9 protein-coding genes are annotated in these 12,311 nt (G+C 50.1%); 7 read left to right on the top strand and 2 right to left on the bottom strand.

What is annotated here, in order from left to right; genetic code table 11:
- Window positions 1-26 precede the first annotated feature (26 nt).
- The 7 genes from ABWW03_RS10600 (at window position 27) to ABWW03_RS10570 (ending at window position 7,485) form a co-directional block, all read left to right on the top strand.
- Window positions 27-302, top strand: coding sequence for a YkoF family thiamine/hydroxymethylpyrimidine-binding protein (locus tag ABWW03_RS10600; protein WP_353408171.1), 276 nt, complete (start codon window positions 27-29; stop codon window positions 300-302).
- 34 nt (window positions 303-336) lie between these two features.
- Window positions 337-966: a nicotinamide riboside transporter PnuC gene (pnuC, locus tag ABWW03_RS10595; protein ID WP_353408170.1), complete on the top strand. Its 630-nt coding sequence runs from the start codon at window positions 337-339 to the stop codon at window positions 964-966.
- Window positions 967-1,881, top strand: coding sequence for a phosphotransferase (locus tag ABWW03_RS10590; protein WP_353408169.1), 915 nt, complete (start codon window positions 967-969; stop codon window positions 1,879-1,881).
- Between the two features lie 278 nt (window positions 1,882-2,159).
- The gene (locus ABWW03_RS10585; RefSeq protein ID WP_353408168.1) at window positions 2,160-2,876 is read left to right on the top strand and encodes a response regulator transcription factor; all 717 of its coding nucleotides are present in this window, start codon (window positions 2,160-2,162) and stop codon (window positions 2,874-2,876) included.
- 34 nt (window positions 2,877-2,910) lie between these two features.
- On the top strand, window positions 2,911-4,446 hold the full coding sequence (locus ABWW03_RS10580; protein WP_353408167.1) for a sensor histidine kinase: 1,536 nt from the start codon (window positions 2,911-2,913) through the stop codon (window positions 4,444-4,446).
- 172 nt (window positions 4,447-4,618) lie between these two features.
- Complete coding sequence (locus ABWW03_RS10575) at window positions 4,619-6,805, top strand: malate synthase G (RefSeq protein WP_353408166.1); 2,187 nt, start codon at window positions 4,619-4,621, stop codon at window positions 6,803-6,805.
- A 248-nt stretch (window positions 6,806-7,053) separates the two neighbouring features.
- Window positions 7,054-7,485: an MAPEG family protein gene (locus ABWW03_RS10570; RefSeq protein ID WP_353408165.1), complete on the top strand. Its 432-nt coding sequence runs from the start codon at window positions 7,054-7,056 to the stop codon at window positions 7,483-7,485.
- Between the two features lie 135 nt (window positions 7,486-7,620).
- Here the strand turns inward: ABWW03_RS10570 and ABWW03_RS10565 are convergent, their stop codons facing one another.
- The gene (locus ABWW03_RS10565; RefSeq protein WP_353408164.1) at window positions 7,621-10,749 is read right to left on the bottom strand and encodes a TonB-dependent receptor; all 3,129 of its coding nucleotides are present in this window, start codon (window positions 10,747-10,749) and stop codon (window positions 7,621-7,623) included.
- Between the two features lie 160 nt (window positions 10,750-10,909).
- Window positions 10,910-12,298, bottom strand: coding sequence for an MATE family efflux transporter (locus ABWW03_RS10560; RefSeq protein WP_353408163.1), 1,389 nt, complete (start codon window positions 12,296-12,298; stop codon window positions 10,910-10,912).
- Window positions 12,299-12,311 lie beyond the last annotated feature (13 nt).

Genomic DNA, 12,311 nt, shown 5'->3' with positions numbered 1-12,311 from the left:
AGGCTTTTTTTCAAAAGGAGAGGCTTATGAAACTCACAGTAGATATCAGTCTATACCCTCTGAAAGATCACTATATTCCACCGATTAAAGAGGTTATTGCCGGCTTTGAAAGTCATGACGGCGTCACAGTAGAAACCGGCCACACGGCTACATTGTTGACGGGTGATTTTGATGAGGTAATGGCAGCGGTTCAAGCAGAAATGAAACGTTCTTTTGAGGCGTATGGGCAGCTGGTGTTTGTGGCCAAGTTTATCGGCCGCGACGTGAACGACCCTTGGGACAAAAGCCCTTTCGGTGGATAATGCTTATCGGTAATTATTGAGAGCGGAATGCTTTATGCCTGAATGGATTAATACCCTGTGGTCGCAAGTACAGGGGATGGCTGCATGGGAGCTGCTTGCGGTTGTATGTGCTCTGGTTTATCTGGCGCTTGCAATGCTGGAAAAGATCAGCTGTTGGTATTTCGCCTTTGTCAGCACTGCCATTTATACGGTGATATTTTGGAAGGTCAGCTTGCTGATGGAGTCGGCCTTACAAATTTACTATCTGATGATGGCAGTGTTCGGTTGGTATCAGTGGCGCAAGCCCAAAGGCGAAGCGGTAGCCTTGGTGATTCATTGTTGGACCTGGCGCCAACACGCGTTGGCGATTGCATTGATTCTTCTACTGAGCTTGCTAAGTGGTGTGTTATTGCAACAGTTCAGCCAGGCCGCTATGCCATTTCTGGATTCTTTCACGACTTGGGCTGCCGTTGTTACCACTTATATGGTGGCGCGCAAAGTGTTGGAAAACTGGATTTACTGGTTTGTGATTGATGGCATTTCTATTTATCTCTATCTGGATCGCGGTTTGATGTTTACAGCGGCGTTGTTTGTACTTTACGAAATTATGGTGGTGTTTGGTTTTTGGCATTGGCGAAAACAAATGCAAGAGCTTCACCCGTCAGCCGAACGACAGGCAGCCTGAATGAGTCGGGCGCCGTCATTGACTGAGCGTCAAGCGCTGTTGGCGTTGTTGCCTGAGCCCTGGTGTGATGGCGACTATCAGTTATCTGCATTGCCCAGCGAAAGCAATGACAATTATTTATTGTCTATTCAGGGAAAACCCAGTTTGGTTCTGCGTCTTGCAAAAGCGGATGCACGGAGTTTGGGTGTGAACCGTTCCCAGGAACAGATGCTCTACGTGTGGGCGGCCGAGAAAGGTTTGTCTCCAACGCTGTTATGGGCCGATAGATCCAAAGGCATTATGCTCAGTGAGTATTTTGCGGATGCAGATCATCACACTCCTGTTTTTATTGATTCCCTGGCAGAGCAACTTGCAAGGTTGCACGCTACACCACCTGACGCATTACCTTTTGAGGTAAACACTCGCTGCATTCTTGAACATATTTCGGGTTACCGAAAGCGTTTGAATGACACTTTGCGTGCTGATTGTGATTTGAATCCCGATATGGATGTTGCTTTTGAAGTCGCTGAGAAACGGTGGTTGGAAATGACAGAGCCATCGTGTCTTTGTCACAGTGATCTTCATCGGGATAACATTTTGTTTCATGAGGGCAGGGTATTTTTTCTCGATTGGGAATACACCGCCTATACTCCCGCTATTTTGGATATCGCCAGCCTGGCCCAGAGCTACGCTTGGGATGCTCAACAGCTGCAACGTTTTTATTCCCGTTACCTGCGTGCACAGGCGATACCGGAGCAAGATCAACAAGAACATTTCCAATGTCTGCTCAACGAGCTGCCGGTAGCGCGTTTTCTATTGGCTCTGCAATCATACTATTGGTCGATGCTTCACTACGGTACAGGGAAGCACAGTTCTCAATACCATTCGGCTCTGATGCTGGAAGCCCGAAACGTGTCGGCCAGGATAGATTTCTGAGCTGGAAACCGTAATCAGGTTCGACGATAACGAATCTGGGCCAGGCGCCTCTCTCCCGCGTTCATTCACTGGACAAAATGACAGTTTCAGCCCAAAGTTGTGAGAACTCTGTGATAGTTGCTTTGTATCATGACCGCCATACGAGATGCAGTGGTCCTAAACTGCTCTGAACCAGGGGTAAACACAGCTTCGGCTGTGCTGGGAATGTATCATGGGCACCGCTTACGTGGGTAAGAAGTAAGCAATTGAGGCTGAATTGGAAGAAAAGGTAGTGATCGATGGAAAACAAAAAGATTCTCATTGTTGAAGATCAACAGGATATCGCGGATTTGGTGCGTTTGCATCTGGGCGATTTGGGAGCGGAAGTGACCCATGCCGTTGATGGGCATGAAGGCATGCGTATGGCCTGTGCGATGGACTGGGATTTGATGATTTTGGATATCCAGTTGCCAGGACCTTCCGGTCTGGAAATCTGCCGTGCCGTGCGCTGGAACGAGGCCTTTGTTCCCATTCTGCTGCTGACCTCGCGTTCAAGTGAGTTGGACCGTGTCCTGGGCTTGGATATCGGTGCGGATGATTACATCACTAAGCCATTCAGCGTTATGGAACTGATCGCTCGTATCAAGGCAGTATTTCGCCGTGTCGAGGCCTTAGAGCCCAAAGAGCAGCAAGTGACTGAGAGTATCGATCTTGGCCGTCTGACCATTAATGACGAATTGCATCAGGTTCGTCTGGGGGAAGAGCTGGTGGACCTCACTGCTCGAGAGTTTGATCTGCTGCGCCATTTTGCTGCACAGCCTGGTCGTGTATTCCGCCGTTCAGAGTTGCTGGACAGTGTTTGGGGTTATGGCCACGATGGGTATGAGCACACGGTTAATTCACACATTAACCGCCTGCGCGCCAAAATTGAAAAGGATCCGAACAATCCCGAGATTATCGTGACGGTATGGGGTGTGGGTTACAAACTGGAAGCACAAGCCTTACAGGCATCCTGATCAGCCACGACCTGTTAAAAAGACTGTAGAGTTTATGAATCAAGAAGAACAATCCGTAAAACTGATGCGTTCAAGCATCTTCAGTACGCTGAGCGCCAAGTTATCTCTGGCGCTGGTGCTGATCGTGGCGACTTTGGGTATTGGCGTATTTGTTGCCAGTCAGGCCTGGATGCGAGTTTACTACGACGAGCTGACCCAAAAGCTTAATTTTGATATCGCGAAATACGTGAATGGCGAGTATCAATTGATACAGGACGAGTCTAACACGCCGAGCACGGAGGCCATTAAACAAGTGGCCCACGTAGCGATGGTGGTTAATCCGGTCGTCGAAGTGTATTTATTGGATGTGCACGGACATATTATTGGCCACGACTTGCCGCCGGACTCGGTTTTGCTCAAGCAGGTGCCCATCGAACCCATTCAGGCCTTTATCAATGGAACGGAAGAGTTTCCGCTACGTGGGCAAGATCCCCGACAGCCTGATGTTGAAAAAGTGTTTTCTGCTGCGGCCATTGAAAACGATGGGCAGCTGCAGGGGTATCTGTATGTGATTCTCGGCGGGCAGGCCTACGATAATATCGGCGATGGCCTAAAAGACAGCTACAGCCGAACCATGGTGTTTACGGCGATTGCTTTGATCACCTTGGTGGCGGTATTGACAGGTCTGTTGGTTTTCCGGCTGCTGGTACGTCGTTTAAGTGCTCTGAGTCATAAGATGCATAACTTTGCTCGTCATGAACTGCCTCAGGTCGCTACAGACCCGATTCAGCAGGCGGTCGCAAAGGACGAAATTGAGCTGTTGCAGCTGACCTTTGGGTCGATGTCAGGTCAGATCAAACAGCAATTCGAATTGTTGAGAGAGGCGGACGCGACTCGCCGCGAACTGATTTCCAATGTTTCTCATGATTTGCGCACGCCATTGGCGACCATTCAGGGGTACCTTGAAACCCTGTTGATTAAAAACGGCACCTTGAATGAAGCCGAGCGCCTGGAATATTTGAATACGGCGATGAAAAGCTCCCGCCGTCTGGGACAGCTGATTGGGGATCTGTTCGAATTGTCCAAGCTGGAATCCAATCATACGCGTCCAAACTTCGAACGTTTCTCTTTGGCAGAGTTGGTGTTCGATACCGCACAGGAGTTTCGTCTAGAGCTGGAAGCGAAGCAAATCAAGCTCGATATTCACAATGAGCAGAATAATGCTTTGGTGTTCGCAGACATCAGTTTGATGCAGCGTGTTTTCGAAAACCTCTTACGGAATGCGATTGCCTATACGCCTGAAGGCGGTTTAATCCAGCTGGGGATCGTTGCAGATCCGAACAGTCCCCAGAAGATCAAGGTGACGGTTGGTGACACTGGAAGAGGGATCAGTGAGGAAGACTTGCCGTATATCTTCGACCGCTTCTACGCGAATCCAGATCGCAGTCGCGAGGACGTTAGCTCGACAGGGCTGGGCTTGGCCATCGTGAAGCGCATTATGGATATCCACGAAGCCAATATTCAGGTGAAATCCAAGATCAACCAGGGCACCCGCTTTGAGTTCGCCCTGCCGAAAGAGCAGGCGGCATAAGGCCTCAATGACTTTCAGCTCAGAACGGTGTTGTTCTGTATAACTGGGCACTTTCGGTGCCCAGTATTCCTTTAAAAAATACCCAATATAAAACCTATAAATTCGCCAAATAAAGCTAGCTTCCATAGAATTTGTGTGTGATACCTATATTAAGACTGTGGAGGCAATACCCGTGAGCGAAAGAATCCAGCAAGGTGGCTTGCAAATTGATGCGGCACTGTATCGCTTGATCGAGGAGCAAATTGCTCCAGGTACCGGCGTGAACACCCAAGATTTCTGGCAGGCTTTTGAGGCCATCATCACGGATCTGGCCCCGAAGAACAAAGCTTTATTGGCCAAGCGTGAAGATTTCCAAAGCAAAATCGATGCCTGGCATCAAGAAAACCCGAAAGGCGACTTTGCCAGCTATAAACAGTTTTTGCTGGATATCGCTTATCTGCTTCCCGAGGGCGGTGATTTTGCTGTAAGCACTGAGAATGTTGATACTGAGATTGCCGAACAGGCGGGCCCTCAGTTGGTGGTGCCGGTTAAGAACGCCCGTTTCGCCCTGAATGCTTCCAACGCCCGCTGGGGCAGTTTGTACGATGCTCTCTACGGCACAGACGCGATCAGTGAGAGCGGTGGTGCGGAAAAAGGCCGTGGCTACAATCCGATTCGTGGGGCAAAGGTTATTGAATTTGCTCGTAAGCACTTGGACCAGGTGGCGCCTTTGCATTCTGGAAGCCATCAGGAATCCGCGGCTTACAGCGTTGAAAACGGTGAGCTTCAGGTGAAACTCAGCGATGGCAGTGTGACCGGCTTGGCCCAAGCAGAGAAGTTTCAGGGCTATCAAGGTGATGCATTGCACCCAAGTGCTATTCTCTTGAAAAACAATGGCTTACATGTCGAAATTCAAATTGATTCTAGCCACAATGTTGGCAAAGATGACCCCGCCAATGTGAAAGATTTGCTGGTTGAAGCGGCGGTTACCACCATTATGGACTGTGAAGATTCCGTTGCTGCGGTTGATGCCGAAGATAAAGTTGAGGTGTACGCCAATTGGTTGGGCCTGATGAAGGGTAACCTTGAGGACAGCTTTGAGAAGGGCGGCCAGATGATGACGCGTCGACTGAATGCCGATCGCTTCTATACTCGCCCGGACGGAAGCGAGTTGCGTCTGCCTGGCCGTAGCCTTTTGTTTGTGCGTAACGTTGGCCATCTGATGACCAATGATGCGATTTTGGACAAGGACGGGAATGAAGTGCCGGAAGGCATTATGGATGCGATGGTGACCTCTCTGGCCGCTATGCACGATTTACAGCGTGATGTGAACGATCGAGAAGCGCGCGGTAACTCCCGCACAGGTTCGGTTTATATCGTGAAGCCCAAAATGCATGGCCCGGAAGAGGTGGCCTTTGCCTGTGAATTGTTCTCCCGTGTGGAAGATGCCTTGGGCCTGCCGCGTAACACCTTGAAAGCGGGGATTATGGACGAAGAGCGTCGCACTACCGTTAACTTGAAAGAGTGTATCCGTGCGGCCTCAGAGCGTGTGGTCTTCATTAATACCGGCTTCCTGGATCGCACGGGTGACGAGATCCATACCAGCATGCTGGCCGGTGCCATGATTCCAAAGGCAAAAATGAAACAGCAGCCGTGGATCAACGCCTATGAAGACTGGAATGTCGACAATGGTCTGGCCTGTGGCTTACAAGGTAAGGCCCAAATCGGGAAAGGCATGTGGGCAATGCCAGACGAAATGGCAGCAATGTTGGAGCAGAAAATCGGGCATCCCAAATCCGGCGCTAATACGGCCTGGGTTCCGTCGCCAAATGGCGCGACTTTGCACAGCACCCATTACCATCAGGTGAATGTTATTTCTCTGCAGGATGAATTGAAGCAGCGTCAGCGCGCCAGCCTGGATGACATTCTCACTGTACCTGTAATGGCAGACGCCAGCACCTTGAGTGCTGAAGAGGTTCAGTCCGAGCTGGACAATAATGCACAAGGCATTCTGGGTTATGTTGTGCGTTGGATCGATCAGGGCGTGGGATGTTCCAAGGTGCCGGATATCCACAATGTGGGTTTGATGGAAGATCGTGCCACACTCCGTATTTCAAGCCAGCACATCTGTAATTGGTTGGAACATGACGTGTGCAGCAAGGAGCAGGTGACGGAGACTCTGCAACGCATGGCTAAGGTGGTCGATGAGCAGAACGCCAATGATGCTGAGTATCGTCCTATGGCACCAAACTTTGACGATAGCGTGGCCTTCGAGGCGGCCTGTGCCCTGGTTTTTGAAGGTAAGACTCAACCAAGCGGTTACACTGAGCCATTACTGCACGCTTACCGTAAAAAGGCCAAAGCCAAATACCAGGCTTAGGCTCGCATCGCTTTAAACTCTGACGGCAGCTCTGGACCCCAGAGCTGCCGTAATGTCTCCCCGTTTTAAATTCAAGCTACCATCTCTCTTTGAAATTTTTATTGATTTCGCTTTGATTGGTTTCTCTCATCGTGATTCTTTGTGCTTGTGTCTCTTTGGCCGGATTTTCCTCCATGCTGGCATTGTTGGTGGAGAAATAATTCTTGTATGCTCATGGTCGACTAAAAAAATGACCTTAGGAGAATACAATGGCGAACGTAAATGAAATGACAATCTTTATGCCGGTACTGGCGATGATGCTCTTAACCATGCTGGTGTGGGCGACACTGTTGTACCGACGCTTGTCCAATGCAATGTCCAATGGCATTGCTGCTGATCGACTTAATACACCCGAAAAAGTGAAAGAGTTACTGCCTGAAAAGGCCATGGCACCCGCGTACAATTTGGCCAATTTATTTGAATTGCCGGTGTTGTTCTATGTGCTGGCGGTTTATCTGCATTTGAGTAATTTGGTGGATGCCGTTTTTGTTTACGGGGCTTGGGGCTTTTTCGCTTTTCGCTTGCTGCACAGTGTGGTTCATTGCAGTTACAACAAGGTGATGCATCGTTTTGCTGCTTACTTGCTGTCGTCGGCTCTGTTGTGGTTTATGTTGCTGCGGGCAGTCTTTTTAAGTGTGTAAGTGTTCTGTTGTTCCGAAATGAAAAAAGCCGGCTTTCGCCGGCTTTAATTTTACTTCTTGTTCTGCACTTACTTGTGCCTATTTCCATTTTGCTGGGCATCCATGCCCGGTACCTATTCCTCGAATAATCAGTTCTTAGAACTTGTATTCAACACCAATCCACAGCTCCCAGAAGGAAGGACGTGCTACGCGAGTTTCGCCGGCTGGCTTGATGAACTCTTCGTAAACGTACTGGCCGTTGTCATTGATGCTGGCTGCAACGATTGGCTGTGAGCGTGGGAAGCTAGGCTCGTACAATACGCCCCAGTCATCGTTCAGCATATTGCCAACGTTCTTGATGGTCATGTGAATCTTGCCTTTGTGATCTTCAGCAAATCCTGGGATTTCCTGGGTCACTTTCAGGTCAAACTTGTTCCACCAGCGACCGTTCAAGCTGTTGCGTTCCATGATTTGACCACGGGCCAAACCTTCAGAGTCAACCAGCGCGAAGAAAGCGTCGGTGTCGAAGTTATCACCAAAGACAACGTTTGGATCGTCAGCGCCTGTTGGTACGTATACCAGGTGACGAGAGATAAAGCCGGTGGAATCACCGAAGATAAAGCCTTCATCAAAGGTGTAGCTGTATGGACGACCTTCGTTTGCGGTGCCGAACAGGTTGAAGCGAGTTTTCAAACCATCGAACAACTCCATTTCATAACCCAGAGTCAAAGTGAAACGGTGAGGAATCACGTAGTTTGACGTCGCTTCGTCAGGCGCGTTAGGGTTAGAGCTGGCAGCGTTTACGTAGTTAGAGAACGCAACAGAGCTGGTCATTGGGCTGATTTCGGTTGCATCAGTGTATGCATACGAAAGAGAGTAGTCGAAGCCGTTATCAAACTCTTTGCTCAAAGCAAAAGAAACAACGGTGCTTTCGCCGGAATCGCCTTGAACGTTGGTCAGCAGGAAGTCCTGGCTGCGGCCATTGATAGAGCCGTAGATTGGGCGACCGTCAGGTGCCGTACCAACAGTTTCGCGAGTTGCATCGATGATGATCGCAGAGTCTTTGTTCTCGGAGTACAAGAAGTCAGCCTGGAACAAGTGACCATCATCAAACTCGTAACTACCACCCAGTGCGTACTTGATGGAGTGAGGCAGTTCGAAGTTTGGATCCATGAAGTTCAAGCCACCGTTGAAACCTTCACCACGACCTACTGCGTCGATCAAGTGCTGAGGCACGTCACGGATTGGAGAGCCGCCGTTGGCATACTCATAACCAAACAGAGAATCACCGCTGCGGTCTTGAATTTGCAGTACACGAACGCCGTCGTTGGAGTAGTTGTTGGAAATCCAAACGTTCGGGTTGCCACCAGAGTAGACACCTACACCACCGTGAATTTCCAAGCTGTCGTTAACGTTCCACTCAAAACCAACGCGTGGTTGGAACAAGTCCTTACCGTCCATGTTCTGGGCGTTGGAGAAACCGTAATTTTCCTCAACAGCAGGGTTAACGGTTGGCAGATCATCGCTCTCGTACCAGTCATAACGTGCACCAACAACCAACGTTACGTCGGCGCTGCTGAATGAGTACTCGTCCTGGAAGTAAACTGTGTTTACGTCATATCCGAACTCGGCCGCACCGTCGGAAGGATTGTTGGTACCACCTGCGTTACCGTAATAAATGCGAGACGGCGTACCGGCTTCGAAATCGTCGATGCTATTGAAACGGAACTCACCCTGAGAGTGCTGGATAAACAGGTTGAAGACATCGAACTCTTCACGCTCGTAACCAAAAGTGAAGTTGTGATCGTTGTATGTGTAAGTACCGGAGAACTTATAAGACATGGTCTCATAGCTCAGCTTGTTGGATTGGCGAGAATCGTCACCACCCAGGAATACGTTGGCACGAGCGCCATCGTTGTTGGTGCTGATACGAACTTCACCGAAGCCAGCGGTATCCAGAGAAATCTGACGGTTGTCCAAATCTACATAGCCAACTTTAACTTCAGTACTGAAGTTGTCGCTCCAGTCAGAGAAAAATTGTGCGACATAAGAATTCAGTTCAGCGCCACGCTCATAGTAGTGGTTGGTGAATTCGAATTCGTTGGAGTCGCCGTCCGCTTCACTGATGTTGAAACCATCGTTGTAGTTGTAAGTGAAGGCGGCGCGGTGGTCATCGTTGATGTTCCAATCAACTTTAACCAAGAATTTCTCATCTTCGTTTGGCAAAGAAGAAACCGGCAGGCCTGGGTCGTAACCGTAAACGTCACGGGAGATTTGCAGAATGCGATCGAAATCAGCTTGACTCAAACCTTGAACTTCAACAGCCGCACCAGAGCCAACAGGGCCGCGGTTGAACAGGTTGGCACTTTCCTGCTTGTAGTAAGACGCGTGGAAGAACAGCTTGTCTTCAATCAGAGGGCCGCCAACAGTGAAACCGTAGCGTTTCTTCTCGAAGGTACCGCGATCAATGGAATCGCCTTCCAGGCTGTCGCCAGACAGGGAGTCATCATTGAACTCATAGAATACGCTGCCCGTGAATTCATTGTCACCGGATTTGGTCACGGCGTTGATGTTACAGGCACTGAACTGGCCGTACTGAACATCAAATGGCGCCAGTTCAACGGACGTCTGGTTGATGGCGCGGAACGGGAAAGGCATACGCTCGGTTGGGTAACCGTTGCTGTTCAAGCCGAAATTATCGTTCAAACGAACGCCATCAACGGTCAGGGAGTTAAAGCGTGGGTTGGCACCGGCACACTGAATCGCATCAGAGAAAGATTCGTCGATGTAAACACGAGGATCTTGTTTGATCAGGTCTTTAATATCGGCGTTGAAGGTTGGAGCATTTTCCAGATCAACAACGTCGAACGAGCGGCTGACACCCAAAGCGGTGTTGGCCAGCTGAGTTGCTGTAACCGTCACTTCTTCGATATCGGAAGAAGGGTTAAGCTGGGTAGTGATAGGGTAGCTACCACCTAATTGCAGGAATACATTGTCGACAACAGAGGTGTTGCCATTCTTGCTGATGGTGACCTTATATGGACCGCCAACAGCCAGACCTTTAGCAACAAAGCGACCAGAATCATTGGTCTGCATTGTATTGGTACGATTGGTTTTAAGGTTAACAATGGTCACGGAAGCTGAGGTAGCAGGGTTACCTTGAGGACCGAATACCTGACCGCGAATCGCGGAGGTGGTCTCCTGGGCCTGTACACCTGCGCTCAGGCCAACAGCAAGGCCGACAGCAGCAGCTAATAGTGACTTCTTCTGGTTGATACCAACCATAAATCCCCCTAGTGATTGAGTAAAACTTGAATTCAAATTTTCTATTTCTGCGAAACTTTTTGGCCGGACAGGGGTCAGGCCAGACTAATCGCCGCGATTATACGGAGGATATGATTACAATTAAATGACACATTTGTGTCTGATTGAAATTATGGCTATATCAGCCATATGTAGTGGTTGATATAGCCATGTTCTTGCGACTAATGTGTTGCAGGCGCCACATGAGTAACACGGCTGCGAGGCTGAGTGAAATCAGCAGGGAGATCCAGAATCCTTTGGGGCCAGAAGCAGGGCTGATCAGGTCAGTGAGACCCAGTGTGTAGCCCAGTGGCAAGCCGACACCCCAATAGGCGAAGAGGGTGATGTACATGGTGACCTGGGTGTCTTTATATCCCCGCAAAGCTCCGGCTGCTGCGACCTGTAGGGCATCTGAGATCTGATAGGCTGCCGCAAACAGCAGTAGGCCGGTGGCTAATTCCCGGATCTTCAGTTCATCGCTGTACACACCGGTAATAGGCCAGGCAAACAGGTAGATCATCAGGGCATTTGTGCTGGCAATGGCGGTGGCTAAGAGCATGGCTTGGCGCCAGGTTCGCTGGGCCTCTTCGGGGCGTTTGGCGCCCAGGCGTTGGCCGACCTGAACGGTGACCGCAATACTCACACTTAAAGGCAGCATAAAGGTGATGGCCGAGACGTTCATCGAGATCTGGTGGCCAGCAATGACCGTGGCACCAAGGGAGCCAATCAGCAGAGCAATAATCGAGAAAATAACGACCTCAGCGAACACCGCTGCGCCGATGGGCAAGCCGAGAGCCAGAATCTGCCCACTGGCTTTAAGTTGGGGTGACATGAGGCCGTCGCGGAACAGTTTGAGTTCTTTGAACTGGGGGGCCTTGTGCATATACAGGGCCAGGGCCAGGGTGTTCATCCACATAACGGCGGCAGTTGCCCAGCCGCAACCGGCTCCACCCATGGCAGGCATACCCAGGTAGCCGTGAACAAAAATAAAGTTCAGAGGAATGTTGGCAAAAAACGCCAGCAGATTGATCTGCATGACGGGTTTGCTGTGCCCGGTACCTTCACTGCTGGCCCGAAGGACTTGATAGACCGCGGCCGCAGGTAACCCGAGAACCATCGCGTCCAAATAGGCAATGACAATGGGGTGAACGCTTGGGTCAATGTCCATGGCTTTGAGTAAAATCGGTGCTTGAGTCACCAAAAGCGCGGAGGTAATGCCTAAGGCAACGGCAATCCAAATACTTTGAATGGTATGCAGTTTTGCCGTGCTGGGGTCATTCGCGCCCCAGGCGTGGGCGACCAGGCTTGATGTCGCGCTGAAAAGACCCACCATAAACATCAGTATTGGGAGCCAAAGACTGAAAGCCACCGCAACCGCCGCAAGATCAATCGAGCTGACACTGCCGGCCATAATGGTATCCACCACCCCCATACCGGAGATGGCGAGTTGTGAAATCAAAATTGGCCAGGCTAGGCGGACCAGCTCCGGGAGCTGGTCAAAGCGTGATGGTGGGTTTGGCTGCGTACTCATAGATCCATATGTT

The sequence above is a fragment of the Pseudoteredinibacter isoporae genome, assembly GCF_040372805.1.
In the GTDB taxonomy this organism is placed as follows: domain Bacteria; phylum Pseudomonadota; class Gammaproteobacteria; order Pseudomonadales; family Cellvibrionaceae; genus Pseudoteredinibacter; species Pseudoteredinibacter isoporae_A.
This window is presented reverse-complemented; position numbering and strand designations above follow the sequence as displayed.